We start from the raw sequence: 19,703 nt of genomic DNA, 5'->3' as shown, positions 1-19,703 counted from the left end.
AAAATATACTATGTTAAACCATAAAGGTGATTGGGGTATAATGAATTCTCAATCTAGGGTTAAAAGACGATTATTAATTGCTACGGGTCAATGATAATGCAATAATGGAAATAAATAAAATGCTAATAATTTATAATAAGATATAAGAAATTTTTATATGGCAAAAATTAGGGGGTAACCGTGGATTACCGTGATTGGGAGATACTGAAGGTTCTCTATAGTCAGAAGAACCTAACGAAAGCAGCAAGGCTTTTGTTTATTACCCAGCCTGCATTAACCAATCGTTTAAAGCACATGCAAGAGGAATTAGGTGTCAAAATTGTAACCCGTGAAAGCAGAGGGATCCATTTCACCCCAGAAGGAGAATATCTTGTTCAGTGTGCCGATAATATCCTTGCTCAATATAATAAAATAGTAGAGCATGTCCGGAATATGAGTAATGACGGTGGTAATGAAGTTGTAGGAACATTAAAATTGGGTGTATCCAACTTCTTTGCCAATTATGAACTGCCTTATATTTTGAAATTATTTAAAAGAAAGTATCCTCATGTGGAATTTAAAGTGATTACAGGCTGGAGTAAAGATGTAAGCAAACTTATACATAATAAGGATGTTCATATAGGCTTTATTCGCGGTGACTATAGCTGTAGAGGATTGAAGAAGCATTTATTATTTGAAGAAACCGTTTCTGTTACGTCGAGGGAAGAGATTGATATTTTAAATTTGCCGAATCTCCCCAGAATTGACTATAACGGAGATTTCTTATTAAAATCATTAATTGATCATTGGTGGGCAGAAAACTATTCGCAGCCGCCTTTTATCAGTATTGAAGTGGACCAGGTTGATACTTGTAAGGAAATGGTTATAAATGGATTAGGCTATGGCTTCTTGTCCAGCCGTATACTTAATGAAATAGATGATTTATATAAAATAGTTTTAACCAACCAAAAGGGAAATCCTATATTACGTAGAACATGGATGTATTACCATAAGGAATCCTTGGAATGGAATGTTGTGAAGGCTTTTGTGAACTTTATTGAGACATTGAATGATCATTTGGATAATGAATTAAGGGAGAGCAAAAGATGAATCGAAGAATAGTGGTTACAGGTATTGGGGCTGTCACTCCCTTGGGGAATGATGCGAATGCAACATGGAGTAATATTAAAAATGGTGTATCCGGAATTGGTCCGGCAACGATATTGGATGCAGAAAAAGTTGATATTAAAATTGCTGCGGAAGTAAAAAATTTTGCACCAGAAGAATTTATGGATAAAAAAGAAGCAAGAAGAATGGGCCGTTATAGTCAGTTTGCTGTTGCTGCAAGCAAAATGGCTGTTACGGATGCAGGGATTCAGATCGGTGTGGATATTCAGCCCGAACGGGTTGGAGTTTGGATTGGGTCGGGAATTGGCGGTTTAGGTGAATTTGAGGAACAACATCGGAAATTTATTGAAAAGGGGCAAAGAAGAGTAAATCCGTTTACGATCCCAATGTTTATCCCAGACATGGCAGCTGGCCAAGTCTCCATCGAACTTGGAGCAAAAGGAATTAACAATTGTTCCGTCACAGCTTGTGCATCGGGTGCGAATTCAATCGGTGATGCTTTCAGAGTGATTCAAAAAGGGGATGTGGACATGATGATTGCCGGCGGGACAGAAGCAACGATTACAGATATGACCGTTGCCGGATTTTCGAATATGACTGCACTTTCGAAAAATCCAGATCCAACATCAGCAAGTCGGCCATTTGATAAGAATCGCGATGGATTTGTTATCGGAGAAGGCGCTGGAATTTTGGTATTAGAAGAATTAGAGCATGCTCTAGCTCGTGATGCTCACATATATGGAGAACTGATTGGATATGGTGCTACAGGAGATGCCCATCATATTACAACACCTGCACCTGAGGGAGAGGGTGCACAACGGGCCATGAACCTAGCATTAGCGGATGCCGGAATCTCTCCGGAGCAGGTGGATTATATCAATGCTCATGGCACATCCACGTATTATAATGATTTGTATGAAACATTAGCGATCAAGGAAGTTTTCAAAGAACACGCGTATTCTCTTTCAGTAAGTTCGACAAAATCGATGACAGGACATTTGCTTGGAGCAACGGGTGCCATTGAGGCGATCTTTTCTTTATTAGCCATCAAGGAAGGGATCCTCCCTCCAACGATTAATTATGAAACACCGGATGAACAACTTGATTTAGATTATGTTCCGAACGTGGCTAAAAAGAAGGATATTCAGGTTGTTCTCTCAAACTCATTAGGATTCGGCGGACATAATGCGACATTAATTTTTAAAAGGTTTAGTAAATAGACGAATTAATACAGATGAAAAAACCAAGGACTCAGACCTGGCAAGAAGCTGGGTTTAAACCTTGGTTTTTCTGCCTTCATAAGTCATGTGGATGGACTTTCCTCTTTTTACAAGCTTTTAAACACCTTAAAACCTATCAAAATATTTAAATCTTTAACTATTAGTGATACACTATATATAGGTTATAAATGAAATGATCCAGAAAAGATGTGCGACTAGGTGCGCAGGCTTGCTGTAATGCCTAAGCGGAACCACCTACATCCTTTCTGCAATTCTTAGGGGATAAGGGACGGTTAAAATGAGTAACAAACAAACTAATACAGACGTTATCTTAATTGGTGCCGGAATTATGAGTGCCACTTTGGGGACACTTTTAAAGGAATTAGTACCGGACTGGAAGATTACAGTGTTTGAGAAGCTCGACAAAGCGGGAGAGGAAAGCTCTAACGAGTGGAATAATGCAGGAACAGGGCACGCCGCTCTATGTGAGCTTAACTACACTGTTGAAAAACCAGACGGATCAATAGATATTAGCAAAGCAATCAGAATAAATGAACAGTTCCAGCTTTCAAGACAGTTTTGGTCCTATCTTGTAAATAAAAATCTCATAGACAATCCGCATGACTTTATCATGCCGTTGCCACATATGAGTTTAGTACAAGGGGAAGAAAATGTTGAGTTCTTGAAAAAACGTTTTCAAGCGCTTTCAAACATTCCACTGTTCGAAGGGATGGAATTTTCCGAGGATCCTGAGAAATTAATGGAATGGATCCCACTTATTATGGAAGGCCGTACATCGCAGGAAGCAATCGCGGCCACCAAAATCGACTCTGGAACGGATGTCAACTTTGGTGCTTTAACCCGAATATTGTTTGATCACTTAAAGAATCAAAACGTTGATATTAAATACAATCATCAGGTAAATGATATTAAACGTACTAGCAACGGCTCATGGGAATTGAAAGTGCGTAACGCTAATGGAGAAGTTGAACGCCATACGGCAAAATTTATCTTTGTCGGCGGCGGTGGTGGTTCGTTGCCGTTACTGCAAAAAACGGGTATTCCTGAAAGTAAACATATTGGCGGATTCCCAGTAAGCGGGCTATTCCTAGTATGTAACAATCCGGAGGTTGTGAATCAGCATCATGCAAAAGTATACGGCAAGGCAAAGGTTGGAGCTCCTCCAATGTCTGTGCCTCATCTTGATACCCGATTTATTGAAAACAAAAAATCATTACTATTTGGACCGTTTGCCGGCTTCTCACCAAAATTCTTAAAAACTGGTTCAAATATGGATTTATTAAGTACGGTAAAACCGAATAATGTTTTCACAATGTTAGCGGCAGGTGCAAAAAACATTCCATTGACAAAATATCTGATCCAGCAACTGATGTTATCGAAAGAACAACGGATCGAAGAGTTACGGGAATTTATTCCGAATGCGAAAAGTGAAGATTGGGATATTGTTGTAGCGGGCCAACGTGTACAAGTTATAAAAGATACTGAAGCTGGCGGTAAAGGTACACTTCAATTTGGTACGGAAGTGGTTAGTGCCGCTGATGGTTCAGTCGCTGCACTCCTTGGTGCTTCTCCGGGTGCTTCTACTGCCGTTCATGTTATGCTTGAGGTAATAAAAAAATGCTTCCCGCAACATCTAAAGGCGTGGGAACCGAAAATAAAAGAAATGATTCCTTCTTATGGAAAATCACTCGTGGAAAACCCAGAGCTTTTCCACGAAATTAATAGTTTTACAGCGTGGATGCTTGGTCTAGGCGAAGGTCGCTCACCTATTCAAAATGAGAGAGATTTACAGAAAGAGATACGTGATTTAGAAAAAGAAACGGTATCTGTTTAAAACTGTTTGAAAAAAGCATCTTTATAGATGCTTTTTTCTATGTTTATAAAAGTAATCGTATGCCTCCATTCTATCCTTTTATATCCACTGTTTCCCTCCTGAATCGCGGCAGGAACGGCTTCCTTGGGCAATTAATCCCTTGCGTTTTCTCGAATGATATTCTAGTATCCCCTCACCTAATGAAACAAAGGATAACATGGAAAGGGTAATAAATAACGAGCTAAATAGAGGGACCCATGGAAAGGCATCGAAGTCGATTAAGACATCGAATAGGAACATAGGCCAGATTATCGCACGGTTATCAATTAAGTAAGACCCGTCTATTTGTTGGAGAAATGCTTGGGAGATAAAAATTCCAAAGATTCCAAGCTGGCCTAGCAAAAATAGCATACTCCCTAAATGCTGTACAAAGTAGGCAACCCACTGAGGATAGCAGCCGGGCCAATAATATTGTTTCCATAGTCCGAATGGTTTCGAACCGACCACAATTCCAGCCTCATAATAGGTTTCTTTTTGAATTAGTAAGACCCCTTTGTAGATAACCTCCCCTACCTTACCTAATTCAAATAGAATAAGAAAGCTAATCATCCAAATAGTGCGGTGAGGAGAAAGGATAAAAAAAGGAATCGTTGACACGATAATAAAGTAAAAAAAGACAGGTATTCTTGAAAACAAATAATTCCACGCCTGTAAAAGCACCCTGAAAAAGGTCAAGTGGGCAGAAGCCACACCAAAAGGAATGGCAAATAAAAATGTGATCAATGAAATCGTAAAAACAATACTTAAGGTTCCGCGTGTTCCCATAATGAGAGCACTATAGATATCCCTGCCGGATTTATCAGAGCCTAACAAGAATTCCTTATTTGGGGCAAAGGGCGGGAGGATAAAATCCAGATTGCTTTCAGGACCGACCATATATGTATGAGGAGTAACCTTTTTATCAACATTCGGCAAATAGGGGCCAAATATAAAAATGATGGCAAAAATACTGCAGCCAATCAGACCAATCCACAATGAAGATATTTTCCGCATTATAATCTTCCCCCCCTTTTTGGATTTAGAAAGAACTCAAGGAGCTGGTGAATCCATTGTGCAAATAATAAAAGAACCATGATTAATAAGCTAAAGCCGATGACGGCAGGTACATCAATTGGGAAAGCCTCCCCTGCCATAAACTTATTTTTAATATGGATGGCTGCGATTAACCGATAACCAATCCCGTGATACATGGTTAAAAATTCTACAACAAACATTCCGGAAAATAAGATTAAGACAATCGGCATAAAATGCTGAAGCAGTTTAGGATAGCAGTTTTTTAGGATATGCCTCCAAAGGATCACTCGGTCCGGGACCCCTTTTGCTTTTGCTGTCTTTATATAATCCTTTTCATCTTCCTCTTCTAATGCTTGAAAGGTGTATTTGGCGATAATAAATGCTGGATACATGCTTAAAAATAGGATGGGAAGAAAGATACTGTACCATTTGTCATTTCCGTATAGGTCTACTCTTGGAAGAAGGCTGTGGCTTATGGCGAGAGATAAGAGGGTTTGAAAAAGGAAAATGAGGAAAAAGTCAGGAACAGCCTGCCCTAGCCAAGTCGATCCTCTTCCAAATAATCGCCCTATTTTGTTATTTTGAAACCGATAATCGAAGACACCTTTATAGATTCCAATCATGATACTAAGCAAAAATGCTGGAAGGAGAATGGCAATGCTTCTTTTAAAATAAAGGAGGAGTTCTGTTTCGACTGGCTGATTAAACACCGTTGTTCCGAGGCTTTTCTTCGCTTTTACTCCTTCAACATAATCATAAATATTTTGTTTATAACCATCCCAAGTAAAATGGTAGGACATGACATCCTTAACACCTACCCGATGGGATGCTGTTTCCCGGGGTAATAAAATCACTAAAATTAAGATAATGGCCATACATCCCCATAGTAAAAGACTGCCGAATAAGCGTAAAAAAAGATTCATTTATCCACTTACCTCCAAAAGACTACAAGCCGTCGTTTTAAATTCTATTATTCTAGCAAGCAAAAACACCATGTTTTTGCTGATGGCAACATACTGTTTTTGTTAAGAGAGGAGCTGTGAATATCCTCCATTTTTAACCAGTAGTTACATAGATTTTACCATAAAATTGAAAAAGCGTGCTATTTAAATTATCCTTTTTTGCCCTTAACAAAGGTTGTTCGACTGGTGATAGGCACTTCTTTTACGGTATAGTAGGAGGAAAGGCCCGATGAAATAGGAGGAATTTTTGTGGAGATAGGTTTGAGCACGTTTGTGGAAACAACTCCGGACGTTCAAACAGGTGAGGTAATCAGCCATGCCCAACGTATACGTGAAGTAGTTGAAGAAATTGTCCTAGCCGATCAGGTTGGACTGGATGTTTTTGGAGTCGGTGAACATCACCGGAAAGATTATGCGGCTTCTTCCCCTGCCGTTGTGCTCGCTGCTGCAGCCTCACAGACAAAACGGATACGGCTGACAAGTGCCGTCACGGTGTTATCTTCAGCGGACCCGGTACGTGTTTTCCAGGACTTTGCTACGCTCGATGCGATTTCAAACGGGCGGGCAGAAATTATGGCGGGCCGGGGTTCTTTCATCGAATCATTTCCCCTGTTTGGCTATGATTTAAAAGACTATGATGAGCTGTTTGAAGAAAAGTTGGAGTTTTTATTAAGAATACGCGAATCTGAAAAAGTAACTTGGAAGGGCGGGTATCGACCAGCGATACATAATTTAGGGGTGTATCCACGTCCTGTGCAAGATCCATTGCCAGTATGGATAGGCAGCGGGGGTAATTCGCAATCTGTTGTTCGCGCTGGTATGCTCGGACTGCCGCTCGTTCTTGCCATTATTGGTGGAAGCCCGCTGCAGTTTGCCCCACTGGTTAAACTTTATAAAAGGGCTGCTGAGAGGGCTGGTCATGATGTATCGAAGCTTCCAGTCGCGTCTCATTCCCATGGCTTTATTGCGGAGGATACACAGACGGCTGCAGACAAATTTTTCCCATCGACTCAGCAGGCGATGAACGTGTTAGGGCGGGAACGCGGCTGGGGGAATTACAGCCGGGCGAGCTTTGATGCCGCAAGAAGCTTTGAAGGGGCACTGTACGTAGGAGATTCAAAAACTGTTGCCGAAAAGATTATTCATCTTCGCAAAAATGTGGGAATTACACGTTTTATGCTCCATACGCCGGTTGGAACCATGCCGCATGAAGATGTCATGAAAGCCATCGAGCTGTTGGGGACAGAAGTGGCACCTCGTGTTCGTGAGGAAATTTCAAACTGGGAAAAGGAACTATAGATGGTAAAATTGAAATTTTTAAAATTTAAGAATTTTTTAGTTGAAGGTTTAAAGAGAACTTGATAAAATGGAGGAAATAAAAAGGCTATGTGTAACTGGCGAAGCGCGGAGAACCGTGAGGGAGCACATAGTATCGCAGCCGTTCGCCTGGGCAGAGGTAAGGGAATATACCCCTTGCCTCTTTCTGTTTATTAGGGGGAGATAAAAAGGAAATAACTGTTGACTAGCGTGAATATTTTTGATTATTTATAATAGTCTATAAGATTTTAAATCTAATAAAACAAAAGAGGCGAAATTAAAATGAGCACTGTAACTGTAGAAAAAATAAAAACGATTAAAACTTTAAATGCTATTGCAGAAAGCGGGCTAAAAGTTTTCAATAAGGATTCTTTTACAATCGACAATGAAAGTGAAAATCCGGATGCCGTTGTAGTCCGAAGCTTCAATATGCATGCATTGGAATTCGGCGATCAATTAAAGGCGATCGCTCGTGCAGGCGCAGGGGTAAATAATATTCCGGTTGATAAATGTACGGAACAAGGAATTGTTGTTTTTAATACTCCTGGTGCCAATGCAAACGCAGTAAAAGAAATGGTCTTAACTTCTTTAATTGCTTCATCCCGTAATCTTTTTGCTGGTATTGCTTGGACAAAGGGGTTAGAAGTTGAAGGTGACCAAATTCCGAAGCTAGTGGAAGCAGGAAAGAAGCAATTTGTTGGAAAAGAAATTAAAGGGAAAACGTTAGGTGTCATTGGATTAGGTGCTATCGGTGCGCTTGTAGCAAATGATGCACTTGATTTAGATATGGATGTCATCGGCTTTGATCCGTTCATTTCTGTAGATACAGCTTGGAACCTGTCCCGCAATGTACAACGTGCTATGACAATTGAACAGTTGTACGCGGAATCTGATTATATTACAGTACATGTGCCATTTACTCCTGATACAAAAGGAATGTTTAATAAAGAAACATTTAGCATCATGAAGCCGGGTGTGCATATTTTGAACTTCTCCCGCGGAGAGCTGGTAAATGAAGTGGATATGGCGGTTGCGCTTGAAGATGGAATCGTTGGCGAGTACATCACAGACTTCCCGAATGAAAATGTATTGCAAATGAAAAATACCATTGCCATCCCGCATTTAGGTGCATCAACACAGGAGTCTGAAGAAAACTGTGCGATTATGGCATCACGCCAGGTGAAAGAATTTTTGGAGACTGGAAACATTAAGAACTCTGTGAACTTTCCAAATGCATCTTTACCATACACTGGAAAGACACGAGTAACAGCTTTCCATCGTAATGTTCCGAACATGGTTGGACAAATAACTTCTGCCATTTCAAGCTATGATTTGAACATCGCTGACATGGTAAACAGAAGCCGTGGTGACTATGCTTATACAATGATTGATATTGATAACGAAGTAAACGGTGATATTCTTCCTGCGATAGAAGAGAAAATTAACCAAATCGAAGGAATTGTAACAGCACGGATTATTTAATCGATAAAGCCTTAACTCTGCAAATGAGTTAGGGCTTTTTTCTCCTTTTAATGCCAAATAGTGGTTCTTAATGGTTTCTTAACTTATCCTATGGTAGCATTTAATAGTATTTTAATAAAAAATTAATTTAAGGGGTAAGTTTTTTATAATGAAAGAGATTCTAATCAGATCGGGCATATCGCCACTTGATACATTTGATGCACCACATATGCTTGTGAATAATTCCATCGGCGGCAACGTAGGGAATCTTGTTTATGCCTTTAGTGTGTTCCGTACATTAATGACAGAAGAAACGATGATTACACCGGATTATTATGATATTGACCCGGATAAGGCTGATGAAATCAATGAAAAGTATAGTTGTTACATTATTCCATTAGCCGATGCCTTCCGAAATGACTTTGTTTCATCCTTACGCAAATATACGAAATTAATCAAAAAACTGACGATCCCCGTTGTGGTGATTGGTGTAGGTTTGCGTGCTCCATTTGAACCAAAGCTAAATGAGGGCTTCCCTTTTGATGATGATGTCAAAGCGTTTGTTAGTGCTGTACTGGAAAAGTCAGCAATGATTGGTGTCAGAGGTGAAATTACCTCTCAATATTTATCAAAATTAGGTTTTCGCGAAAATATAGACCATACGGTTATTGGTTGCCCTTCTATGTATGCCTTTGGCAGAGAATTACAGATACGTGAAACGAATATCACAACTGATTCAATGGTTTGTGTTAATTCATCACGCCTTTCTCCAAAGAATGTACTTGATTTTATTACAAGAGGTATGGAGGAATATCCTAATCATTATTTTATTCCCCAATGGCTGAAGGAAATGAGGCTTACTTTTGCCGGGGCGCCTGCTATAGCTGGGTCCAGCAAAAATTACCCAGTTGCGATGTCACATCCAACTTATATGAACAATAGGGTACGTTTCTTTTTAAATGTATCTACTTGGTTAGATTTTTTAAGGCAGGCTGATTTAAGTTTCGGGGCCAGGCTTCACGGGAATATTGCCGCAACCATTGCCGGGACGCCTAGCATTTTAATTCCAAAGGATGCTAGAATGAGAGAATTAGCTGAGTACCATAATTTAACACATGTGAATGCAAATGAAATTACAAGTAAAACAAGACTGAGCGATTTAATTGAAAAAAGTGATTTTAGAGCGCCTATTAAAACACAAGCAGGAAATTTTGATAAATTCATCAGCTTTCTAAATAAAAATAACCTGGAACATATTTATAAAGATGACCACACACCTGCTAAAGTTCCTTTGGATGAGAAATTAGCGGAGATTCAGCCCCTCCCGCCTATTTCGCCGATCAGCAGCTGTGATTTGCAAGAAATTACAGAACGGTGGGAAAACCTTTATCTGCTGGAATCCGCCAATAAAGATGAAAAGTTAAAAGAACTTCAAACCAAGCTCAGTGAAAAAGATCGAACGATTAAGAAATTGCAAGGGACATTAAATCGGAAATCGGTCCGATTCGCTCTAAAGACGGCAAATAAATTTAGTTTTAGATAAAAAGCCCTCCCCTTGGAACTTGAAATTGACCGAAGAAGGTTTCAAAATATATGTACACAATAAAGGGGGTTTTTTGCAATGAAGGATCAGTTGAAAAAAGAATTAGAATTCTTGCAGCACAAATTATGGGAAATTAGTGATCACTTGTATCATTACCCCGAATTAGGAGATCAGGAATTTGAGTCGATGGAGCTCTTAGTTGGTTTTCTTGAAGAGCATGGATTTACTGTTGAAAAAGGGATTGTTGGCCGGCCAACAGCTTTTAAAGCGGTGTATGACAGCAAAAAAGCTGGGCCTTCGATTGCCTATTTATCGGAATATGATGCATTACCCGGTGTCGGTCATGGATGCGGCCACAATATGATTGGAACGATGAGTGCAGGGGCTGGGGTTCTCTTGAGTAAAGTGGTCGATGAAATTGGCGGACGAATCGTGGTACTGGGAACTCCGGCGGAAGAAACGAATGGTGCAAAGGTTCCAATGGCGGAGCAAGGGGTTTTTGCGGATATTGATGCGGCCATGATTCTCCATCCTGCTGATGAATCGTATGAGAGCGGGGTTTCATTGGCAATGGATGCGATTCAATTTGATTTCCGGGGAAAATCAAGCCATGCAGCGGCATCCCCCGAAAAAGGGATTAATGCCCTTGATGCAGTGCTTCAATTATTCAATGGAATCAATGCCCTTCGTCAGCATGTGTCGTCTGATGTCCGGATCCATGGAATTATTAAAGAGGGCGGCGTTGCGGCCAATATTGTACCAGATAAGGCCGTAGCCCAATTCTATGTTCGGGCAAGCAATCGAAGCTATTTAAATGAAGTCGTTGAAAAGGTAAAAAATATTGCAAACGGTGCTGCGCTTATGACAGGTGCAGAGGTCCAAATCGATAATTATGAATTAAGCTATGATAATATGGTCACCAATCAAACCCTATCAAGGCTTTTTACCAAAAATCTGTTCTCGGCTGGCATTAAGGAAGTCAAGAAGGCGAAGGAGTCATACGGCTCAATTGATATGGGGAATGTAAGCCATGTCGTCCCGGCTATCCACCCTTATATTGGTTTAGATTCCCCAGGACTTGTTGCGCATACAACGGAATTTGCCGAGACAACCATTACTGACAACTCCCATCGAATTCTTGCCAGCGGCGTCCTGGCTCTGGCTTATACAGGGTTTGACTTAATTACCGATAAAGAAGAGCTAGAAAATATAAAAGGTGAATTTTTATCCAATTGTAAATAAATTTGAAGCATCTCTATTTAATAGAGGTGCTTTTTTTGGGGATAATATTAGTATAGGAACTTTAGTGTATATCATAACGATTTAACAAAAGTATTTTCTGAATATTTTTATATTGGAAAAATATCTTTTCAAATAAAAAATAACGTGTTAATATTCATCTAGTTGAATAAAAATTCAGATTTAGATTTATAAAATACTTAATTTTTGTAGGAGGAGACATCATGAAGAAGACTTTATTATTTGCTACGGTTATTTTTACATTAGTGATAATGGCAGCTTGCGGTAAGAGCAATAATGAAGGAGCAGATAAGGAAAGTGGAAAAGCAAACAAAGTATTAACGATGGCGACATCAGCTGACTTTGCTCCATTTGAATCAAGAGATACAGCAGGAAATCCTCAAGGTTTTGACATTGATTTAGCGAATATGATTGCAAAAGAATTAGGATATAAGCTCGAAATTAAGGATATGAAGTTTGACGGTTTAATCGGAGCCCTGCAGGCTAACCGTGCAGACATGGTTCTTGCTGGTATGTCTGCTACTGAAAAACGTAAGAAAAATGTTGACTTCTCAACGGAATATAACCGTTCAGGTGAAATGTTTATTACCTTAAAGGGTTCAAACATTAAAACAGTAGATGATCTAAAAGGGAACACGGTTGGAGTTCAGCTTGGGACCATTCAAGAAGAAGGCGCAAAAGCACTTCAGAAAAAAGTTAAATTTGATGTGAAGCCACTGGATAATGCGACTACATTAATTCAAGAGCTTTTATCAAAACGTATTCAAGTAGCTTATATGGATAAATCAGTAGCTACCGGTTATATTAAAAAGCAAAATTTAGCTGGATTTGATGATCCAACAAGCAGTTCTCCAGGAATGGCAGTTGCTTTTCCAAAAGGCAGTAAGCTTGTTGGTAATGTGAATGGTGTTCTTAAAAAGTTAGAAGATAACGGAAAGCTTCAGGAATTGAAGGATAAATGGTTGAAGGATCAACAGTAATATTTCATCAGTGTCAGACAAGATTAGAATAAATATTGAAGTGAGGTGTAAGGCATGAATTTGGATTTTAGCCAAATTGTGCCTTATATTCCTTTTATGTTAAAAGGAATATGGGAGACGCTTAAATTCGTTATTGTAGCGATTATTTTTGGTTTTGCACTTGGTACAGTTTTTGCACTGTTTAAAATTTCTCATATAAAGGCTTTAAATTGGATTGCAGGTATCTATACCTCGATTTTTCGCGGTACACCGTTAATTTTACAATTAATGATTATTTATTTTGCTGTTCCACAATTAACCGGTTATGATATTACTCCATTTTTATCCTCTATTTTAGCTTTCGGTTTAAATTCTGCAGCCTATGTTTCGGAAATTATTCGGGCAGGAATACAAGCAGTCGATAAAGGGCAGACAGAGGCTGCGCAGGCACTTGGTGTTCCTTACCGTCTGATGATGAAGGATATTATCCTGCCTCAGGCGATGAAAAATATTTTACCGGCTCTTATGAATGAATTTGTTTCCCTTACAAAGGAATCAGCACTTGTATCGACAATTGGTTATTTAGACCTTATGCGTCGTGCCCAAGTGGTTGGCGCGGATATTTATCGGAATTTTGAACCGCTTATATTTGTTGGTGTTATTTATTGGGTAATGGTCATGGTGCTGACAATGCTTGGCAAACGGGTTGAAAGAAGGTTGAAATACAGTGATTAAAGTAGAAAGCCTTTATAAGCAATTTGGCAATACAGAGGTCTTAAAAAATATTTCGACTACGATTGAACGTGGTGAGGTAGTTTCGATTATTGGACCTTCAGGCTCTGGGAAGTCGACCTTCCTTCGGTGCTTAAACTTGTTAGAAACGCCAACAAAGGGAAAAGTGTTGGTGAATAACCAAGATATTACTGACCCAAAGACAAATATTATGAAGGTACGACAACAGATTGGGATGGTTTTTCAACACTTTTATTTGTTCCCACATAAAACAGTTTTGGATAATCTAACGTATGCCCCAATGAAAGTAAAAGGGGAATCCCGTGAGGTTGCTGAAAAAAAAGCACGGAATTTGTTAGCCAGCGTAGGGTTAACAGAAAAAGAATCAGCCTTTCCGAGTAATCTCTCCGGCGGTCAGAAACAGCGTGTGGCGATTGCACGTGCATTGGCAATGGAACCGGAGTTAATGCTATTTGATGAGCCAACATCGGCACTGGATCCGGAAATGGTCAAGGAAGTTCTGAATGTTATGAAGGACCTCGCTCAGTCGGGAATGACGATGGCGATTGTGACCCATGAAATGGGATTTGCTAGAGAAGTGGCAGACCGAGTCATCTTCTTGGATGAGGGGCAGCTGCTTGAAGAAGGTTCCCCACAGGAGTTTTTCAGTAATCCAAAGACAAGTAGAGCAAGGGACTTTCTAGAAAAAGTTTTGTAAAATCAACTAATATTACTACAACAAAAAGCCAGCCCTTCATTCTTGGGCTGGCTTAAATTGTATATTATTGTTTTCATGCAGGCTAGAAACGTATTCAAATAAATGTGCAATGTATCTTGTAAGCTCAAACCCTTCATCACTAGTAAAATCCGTTAGCAACAACCTATTTCCCTCCATCATCAATCCCCCAATATACTGTCCTATCCTCATTCTTTCCAAACTATCATTCTCATATACAATTAATATAAAAAAATTAAGAGAGTTTCGTGGAACGATCTTTGTGAAACAAGAAAAATCGGGTGGTGACAGGCACCACCCGATTTTTGTCGAATTTACGCTGTTGCTTTCCGTTTATTCCCTAGTACATTCACGACAATGACGCCGGAGATGACGATGATGCCGCCAAGGATGGTGAGGTTGCTGGGCCATTCTTTTAGCCAAATCCAGGCGACGATGAGGACGACGACTGGTTCAATGTAGAGCATGCTGGTTACGGAGCCGGCTTTTCCTGCTGATAGTGCGAGCGCCCATGTGACGTAACCGATGGCTGTTGGGAAAATACCGATATAAATGGCTGATAGGTTTGCCTCTAATGATGCATGCTGGAGGTCTTGGAAAAGTCCGGGCAGAAACAAAAGAAACGGGATTGTTCCAGCCCATGAAAAATAAGCTGTTAATTCAATGGAGCTATACCGGCGTAAAAGCGGCTTTTGAAAAGCAAATAATACAGAGGTTGCTGCCGCTGCGATTATCACTAAAAAGGCCCCTTTTGAAATGGTTAAAGAAGGCCCTGCTGTTCCGATGGTAATTACAGCAATCCCAACAAAACCAATTGCTAATCCCAGCCAGCCGGCAAAACCCAAGCGCTCTTTTAATACAAACACGGCAATGAGTGCCGTAAAAATGGGTGCTGAGGCAACAAGCATGCCTGCGGTACCAGCCGAAACCGTTTGTTGACCAAAGGTAACCCCAATATGATAAATACTGATACCAACCCATCCGAGTAATAAGATTCTTAAAAGATCCTCTTTTCGCGGCAGTCGAAATCTAACACCGGGAAGCAGCGCATAAATCGCAAACAACCCAGAAGCAATTAAGTAACGAATGAGAACTAGATGGCCTGCTGAATAACCGCCATTCAAACCTGCACGGATTGCAGGAAATGTAGATCCCCAAATAGTGACTGTAATTAAGGCTAATACGAAAGCCCTAGTGTTCATATTTTCTCTCCCCCAAAAACATACATAATCACAAGATTATCACGGAAGTTGAATTGTTGCAATTTTCCGGCGGGGTGGTAAAAAATCTGAATAGATATATTTAATTTAAAAGTATGTGGAGGTAAAAGTTGACAAAGGATTTAGCTTATTAAATGTCGAATTTTCACGATATAATTGTAATTATAAATCCGAAAGGACCAATATCTATGTGGAAACGACATGTGAACGATTTACCTCTATTTCGCAAGATTCTATTATTTTCCTTTTTAATAACATTTGTGGTAGTAGTGTCAACAGCAGGATTCACATTTTATTATGTAACCAAGCATTTGGCTAATCAACTTACTGAGCGGGCAGAAGGAATTGCTAGTCTCTGGAGCTATACGATTCAGTCTGATGACGTGCTAGATGCAATCCATTCCCATGACCCGAATAATCCAAGCTTAAAAAAGCTAAATCACTTGGTTGGATTAGTGCGAGAAAGAAATGCAAAATATTTAGAGGGATATTTAATGGATGCAAGAGTTGAAAAAGGAAATAAATTACACTTTTTAGCTGTTACTGATGTGGACCGATTGGATGGAATCGAAAATTTTAGTCCTTATCAAGCAGGGGAAGAATTTTTTCAAACATTTGAACGGTCCATGAAAGAGAAGAAAGTAACTAGCAGCACTCTTTATCACGACCGTTACGGGGTTTGGATTACGGCCTTCAAGCCGATTACGGACCATAACGGCAAGGCGATTGCTGTACTTGCTGTAGATGTGGATGCTTCTGTAATTAGTCAATTTAAGGAGAAGCTTGGAATCTACGCCCTTATCTCTTTAATCATTATTACCATGTTAGTTTACTTTACCTTAAGATGGGGGATTCGAAAGGCTCTTGCTCCTGTAAATGAAATTATCTCTGGAATCAATGCGGTGAGTTCTGGTGATTTTAATGTGAAGCTGAATATCTCAAATCAATCTGACATGGTGAAACTTGGCGAAAAGTTTAACTATATGACCTCCCAATTAACCGTATTATTTGAACGTCTTGCAGATACCTATAAAGAATTTGGATCCATTCCAAAAAGTATTGGCAGCGTCCATCGGGTGGAAGAAGCCATTGGCGAAATGGAAAAAATTATTGAAAAGACGAAAATCCAGAAGGAATTGCAGCGAGCAGAGAAAATGAATGCAATTGGCCAGCTGGCTGCATCGGTTGCCCATGAAATACGCAATCCCATGACCGTAGTGCGTGGATTCTTGCAGATTTTTTTAACAAAGGATCATTTGGACGAAACCGAATTAAGCTATATTCAATTAATGATAGAGGAATTAAACCGTGCGGAGAAAATTATTAATGATTACCTCTCGCTGGCGAAACCGGACCTTGAACATGTTGAAAAGGTTGATATAAGTGATCTATCAAAAAAGGTCGCAGATTTAATGAACACATTTGCCTTCATGTCTAAAAATATTTCTTTGAATACGATTTTGGAAAAAGAGGTTTTAGTGAAGGGGAATAAAAGTGAATTAAAACAAGTCATAATTAATATTGTAAAAAATGGTATTGAGGCAATGAGAACTGGCGGGCTATTGACTTTAACCGTACGAAAAAATAATAGTTATGGAGAAATTATCGTAACAGATACGGGTATTGGAATGTCAACTGAAGAAATTGAAAGATTAGGAACTGCCTTCTACTCCTTAAAAGAAAAAGGAACTGGCATGGGGTTAATGGTCTGCTATCAGATTGTTGAACGGATGAAAGGCAGGATTGATGTAGAAAGTGAAAAAGGTGTTGGTACCACCTTTAAAGTTTGCATTCCGCTCTGGGAAGAGGAAAATAGCGAATACCAAGATAATATGTTTTAAAAGGCAGCTGGCTAAAGCTGTCTTTTTTTTTAGGAATTTCGTGTGTATACAAGAGTGCATACATGTCTACTAATTGTAAACAATTGTACACGAATTTGTATTCTTGTTTACAAAAAGTTTACTTTCCTATTTACCAGTGTTTGTAACTAGCTTTGTCATGATGGTATAGAAGATATTAATCTTGTTAAGACCGGCATTGAAGCATTGGACTAGAAGGTACCACATTTAAAAGAAGAAATAGAGAATACTAAATTAAGAGGATTAAAAAGTAGCTTGAGGAAACGATTTATTTATAAAAAAAATGTATGTTTACAAAAATGTCTACAAGTTTACTTATTGTAAACAAATGTATACAGAAAAGTTTACATGTAGATAAATGCGTATACATGGCTATTTAAAAGGGTGTGTACGCATTTGTTATCGTTGTTTACAAAAATGTATACAAGTAAGATGAGGTTTACAGGATGTTTACAGGTTTACAGTTTTATTTCTTTTCTACTGATGATATTGAAGAAACTACTATTCGAAGGTACTATTAAAGAAGGCAAACTTGAAATACATACCTATTTAAATATGATCTTATTAACAATTAAAGGAGAAATTGACTGATGACAAATTCTAGAATTGCTGCTGTGGATGTAGGAAATGATTCAATTAAGGCTATTTTTGGGGAATTAGACTTCCAATTAACGGTTCCCAACATTATTGCAAGGGATACAGAAGACCGCCCAGTAATCGGGATTGAAGAATTAGATAATAAAAACCCTCTTGATGGAATCCATATTAAGGTACACTCCCCTGCCCTGAAGGAAAACAACGCAATTTATCGTATCGGTAATTTAGCAACTAAAAGTAATAATGCTGCAGAATTAGATCCAGGAAGCAGCAAATCAGAGGAAGACCAAACATTGGTCATGCTGTTTGCAACACTTGCATTAGATGCTGTAAGAGCAGAAAATGAAAAGATTTTTCCGCGTATGAAAAATGTGATTGATGCAAACTACAATCTTGGAACTGGTCTCCCCCTTCGTGAGGTAAAAGAGGGCAAGGATGTGGGCTACCGATCTAAATTGATTGGTTCCGTCCATCAAGTAGAATTCCTCGTAACACCAAAATACCAAGGTTTAAAGGTAAATATTAAATTTAATGAAGTAAAGGTTTATCCAGAAGGCTTTGCTGCCTTTATTAACCTTGTTATGGATAACAACTTAAAAATTATCAATAAAGATTTAGTTGATAAACGAATCTTAATCCAAGATATCGGAGGATTGTCGACAGATATCGCTGTCATCAAGAACCGTAATGTCGATGATGATAAGGCACAGGGCTTTAACCTCGGTGTGTCCGAATCATTGGAGGCAATTCGTGAGGAAATTCGGACAAAACATGGTGTTGAACTAGACAGCCGCCGCGATGTGGTTGAAATTATTACAAGAAAAAATGACCGCAATCATATTATGGTAAAAGGTAGCCGGACAAGTGTTCATGATATCACGGATCGCATTCTTGTCGAATTAGCCAAAAAGCAATACCGCTTATTGCGCAACGTTTGGCAAAGGAACTCACAAACCGAAATTTGCTATTTTGTTGGCGGGGGTTCAATTGTTCTAAAGGAGTATATTAAAACCTTAAACAATCATTTAGATGGTTATAATATTGAGTTTTTTGAAGATGAGAAGGAAAGTATTTGGATGATGGCAAATGCCTATTACAAGCTCATCACTGATTTTGTCAAAAAAAGCGAAAAGCCAAAAGTGGTACAAGAACCAGTTAAAAAAGGCTAAAATAGGGTGATCCTATGAAAAAGTCCACTTTAAGTGAAATTAAGCGGGGTCAGGCCATCTCTTTTCGTATCCCTTCGGATACACCCGATCATTTAGTTAAGCAACTGCAAGGTTTAAAGGAGACGGAGAGAAGGAACTTTTCAAGTAAAATCGCTGATTTTGTCATGCAGGGTGTGGCAAGTTCCTATGCAAGGGAGAAGGAAACCATTACGATTCCGCTCCCCCATAAGCTAAGTAAGTCACAGCGGGATTGGCTGAAGCATGAACATTCCCTTGCCCTAATGGGAAGTATTGTTTATCATCTATTATCCGACCCTGTAAGGTCAACCGCACTTCTTGCTTCGTTAAATAGCAGCTCAATAGATATTGACGAGGCATTGTACCTTCAGGAAGAACCAGAGGAGGTCATCTCTCCTGCCAGACCCACTTTTTCAGCAATGGAAGAAACAGCAACTGCCTCGGAGTCAGACCTTGAAGATGACTTAAGCACATTTGATTGGGATAACGTATCGCAAGGTCAACCGCACGACGCCAAAGATGAAACAGAACAAGAAGTGGAAAGTAACCTGGACGACCTGCTCGGTGATTTCCTTGCGAGTATGAATAAATAATTCGACAAAATTCGGGTGGTGCCACCACTCGAATTTTGTCGA

The 19,703-nt window shown here is 39.4% G+C and carries 16 protein-coding genes and 1 riboswitch; of the genes, 13 read left to right on the top strand and 3 right to left on the bottom strand.

The genetic code is table 11. The features are described 5' to 3' along the window. The first annotated feature begins 180 nt into the window (after positions 1–180). The 3 genes from M028_RS0110010 to M028_RS29740 all read left to right on the top strand — a co-directional run bounded on the left by M028_RS0110010 (position 181) and on the right by M028_RS29740 (position 4,182). Entirely contained in the window at positions 181–1,089 is a 909-nt protein-coding gene (locus M028_RS0110010; RefSeq protein WP_026573800.1) for a LysR family transcriptional regulator, read from the top strand. Then, a complete protein-coding gene (gene fabF / locus M028_RS0110005; RefSeq protein WP_026573799.1) occupies positions 1,086–2,327 on the top strand; it encodes a beta-ketoacyl-ACP synthase II in 1,242 nt (413 codons plus the stop codon). The genes M028_RS0110010 and fabF overlap by 4 nt, the downstream gene beginning before the upstream one ends. 298 nt (positions 2,328–2,625) lie before the next feature. After that, positions 2,626–4,182: a malate:quinone oxidoreductase gene (locus tag M028_RS29740; RefSeq protein WP_051590991.1), complete on the top strand. Its 1,557-nt coding sequence runs from the start codon at positions 2,626–2,628 to the stop codon at positions 4,180–4,182. Positions 4,183–4,260: 78 nt separating this feature from the next. On the opposite strand, the gene M028_RS0109995 is transcribed toward M028_RS29740, so the two are convergent. Next, positions 4,261–5,214 carry a hypothetical protein gene (locus tag M028_RS0109995; protein ID WP_026573798.1) on the bottom strand — a complete coding sequence of 318 codons (954 nt, stop codon included), beginning with the start codon at positions 5,212–5,214 and terminating at the stop codon, positions 4,261–4,263. Beyond that, on the bottom strand, positions 5,214–6,158 hold the full coding sequence (locus M028_RS0109990; protein ID WP_026573797.1) for an ABC transporter permease subunit: 945 nt from the start codon (positions 6,156–6,158) through the stop codon (positions 5,214–5,216). The genes M028_RS0109995 and M028_RS0109990 overlap by 1 nt, the downstream gene beginning before the upstream one ends. 288 nt (positions 6,159–6,446) lie before the next feature. Here M028_RS0109990 and M028_RS0109985 point away from each other — a divergent pair, with 288 nt between their 5' ends. The 7 genes from M028_RS0109985 to M028_RS0109955 all read left to right on the top strand — a co-directional run bounded on the left by M028_RS0109985 (position 6,447) and on the right by M028_RS0109955 (position 14,187). Beyond that, on the top strand, positions 6,447–7,496 hold the full coding sequence (locus M028_RS0109985; RefSeq protein ID WP_026573796.1) for an LLM class flavin-dependent oxidoreductase: 1,050 nt from the start codon (positions 6,447–6,449) through the stop codon (positions 7,494–7,496). Positions 7,497–7,577: 81 nt separating this feature from the next. Beyond that, positions 7,578–7,656: riboswitch (ZMP/ZTP riboswitch) on the top strand. A gap of 140 nt (positions 7,657–7,796) precedes the next feature. Next, positions 7,797–8,996 carry a phosphoglycerate dehydrogenase gene (locus M028_RS0109980; protein WP_026573795.1) on the top strand — a complete coding sequence of 400 codons (1,200 nt, stop codon included), beginning with the start codon at positions 7,797–7,799 and terminating at the stop codon, positions 8,994–8,996. A gap of 148 nt (positions 8,997–9,144) precedes the next feature. Continuing rightward, positions 9,145–10,518, top strand: coding sequence for a polysaccharide pyruvyl transferase family protein (locus M028_RS0109975; protein WP_026573794.1), 1,374 nt, complete (start codon positions 9,145–9,147; stop codon positions 10,516–10,518). Positions 10,519–10,596: 78 nt separating this feature from the next. Further along, positions 10,597–11,760, top strand: a complete 1,164-nt coding sequence (locus tag M028_RS0109970; protein ID WP_026573793.1) for a M20 family metallopeptidase — start codon at positions 10,597–10,599, stop codon at positions 11,758–11,760. Positions 11,761–11,981: 221 nt separating this feature from the next. Continuing rightward, positions 11,982–12,758, top strand: coding sequence for an ABC transporter substrate-binding protein (locus M028_RS0109965; RefSeq protein ID WP_026573792.1), 777 nt, complete (start codon positions 11,982–11,984; stop codon positions 12,756–12,758). Between the two features lie 54 nt (positions 12,759–12,812). Next, positions 12,813–13,472 carry an amino acid ABC transporter permease gene (locus tag M028_RS0109960; protein ID WP_026573791.1) on the top strand — a complete coding sequence of 220 codons (660 nt, stop codon included), beginning with the start codon at positions 12,813–12,815 and terminating at the stop codon, positions 13,470–13,472. After that, entirely contained in the window at positions 13,465–14,187 is a 723-nt protein-coding gene (locus M028_RS0109955) for an amino acid ABC transporter ATP-binding protein (protein ID WP_026573790.1), read from the top strand. The genes M028_RS0109960 and M028_RS0109955 overlap by 8 nt, the downstream gene beginning before the upstream one ends. 332 nt (positions 14,188–14,519) lie before the next feature. On the opposite strand, the gene M028_RS0109945 is transcribed toward M028_RS0109955, so the two are convergent. Continuing rightward, positions 14,520–15,407: a DMT family transporter gene (locus tag M028_RS0109945; protein ID WP_026573789.1), complete on the bottom strand. Its 888-nt coding sequence runs from the start codon at positions 15,405–15,407 to the stop codon at positions 14,520–14,522. A gap of 206 nt (positions 15,408–15,613) precedes the next feature. Here M028_RS0109945 and M028_RS29735 point away from each other — a divergent pair, with 206 nt between their 5' ends. From M028_RS29735 to M028_RS0109925, 3 genes are all read left to right on the top strand, one after another. Next, positions 15,614–17,266: a sensor histidine kinase gene (locus tag M028_RS29735; RefSeq protein WP_051590993.1), complete on the top strand. Its 1,653-nt coding sequence runs from the start codon at positions 15,614–15,616 to the stop codon at positions 17,264–17,266. Between the two features lie 608 nt (positions 17,267–17,874). After that, entirely contained in the window at positions 17,875–19,050 is a 1,176-nt protein-coding gene (locus M028_RS0109930; protein WP_026573787.1) for a ParM/StbA family protein, read from the top strand. A gap of 14 nt (positions 19,051–19,064) precedes the next feature. After that, positions 19,065–19,661 (top strand): hypothetical protein, encoded by a 597-nt coding sequence (locus M028_RS0109925; protein ID WP_026573786.1) that lies wholly within the window; start codon positions 19,065–19,067, stop codon positions 19,659–19,661. Positions 19,662–19,703 lie beyond the last annotated feature (42 nt).

Source organism: Bacillus sp. UNC438CL73TsuS30 (assembly GCF_000482325.1).
GTDB lineage: Bacteria > Bacillota > Bacilli > Bacillales > Cytobacillaceae > Neobacillus.
Note: the sequence above shows the minus strand (reverse complement) of the source record. Positions and strands in the feature narration are given on the sequence as shown.

What these genes read in the sequence shown, in the direction of transcription:
- M028_RS0109995 (WP_026573798.1), bottom strand. Translation starts at nt 5,214, where the DNA reads ATGCGGAAAATATCTTCATTGTGGATTGGTCTGATTGGCTGCAGTATT.
- M028_RS29740 (WP_051590991.1), top strand. Translation starts at nt 2,626, where the DNA reads ATGAGTAACAAACAAACTAATACAGACGTTATCTTAATTGGTGCCGGA.
- M028_RS0109945 (WP_026573789.1), bottom strand. Translation starts at nt 15,407, where the DNA reads ATGAACACTAGGGCTTTCGTATTAGCCTTAATTACAGTCACTATTTGG.
- M028_RS29735 (WP_051590993.1), top strand. Translation starts at nt 15,614, where the DNA reads ATGTGGAAACGACATGTGAACGATTTACCTCTATTTCGCAAGATTCTA.
- M028_RS0109980 (WP_026573795.1), top strand. Translation starts at nt 7,797, where the DNA reads ATGAGCACTGTAACTGTAGAAAAAATAAAAACGATTAAAACTTTAAAT.
- M028_RS0109960 (WP_026573791.1), top strand. Translation starts at nt 12,813, where the DNA reads ATGAATTTGGATTTTAGCCAAATTGTGCCTTATATTCCTTTTATGTTA.
- M028_RS0109970 (WP_026573793.1), top strand. Translation starts at nt 10,597, where the DNA reads ATGAAGGATCAGTTGAAAAAAGAATTAGAATTCTTGCAGCACAAATTA.
- M028_RS0109990 (WP_026573797.1), bottom strand. Translation starts at nt 6,158, where the DNA reads ATGAATCTTTTTTTACGCTTATTCGGCAGTCTTTTACTATGGGGATGT.
- M028_RS0109975 (WP_026573794.1), top strand. Translation starts at nt 9,145, where the DNA reads ATGAAAGAGATTCTAATCAGATCGGGCATATCGCCACTTGATACATTT.
- fabF (WP_026573799.1), top strand. Translation starts at nt 1,086, where the DNA reads ATGAATCGAAGAATAGTGGTTACAGGTATTGGGGCTGTCACTCCCTTG.
- M028_RS0109930 (WP_026573787.1), top strand. Translation starts at nt 17,875, where the DNA reads ATGACAAATTCTAGAATTGCTGCTGTGGATGTAGGAAATGATTCAATT.
- M028_RS0109965 (WP_026573792.1), top strand. Translation starts at nt 11,982, where the DNA reads ATGAAGAAGACTTTATTATTTGCTACGGTTATTTTTACATTAGTGATA.
- M028_RS0109925 (WP_026573786.1), top strand. Translation starts at nt 19,065, where the DNA reads ATGAAAAAGTCCACTTTAAGTGAAATTAAGCGGGGTCAGGCCATCTCT.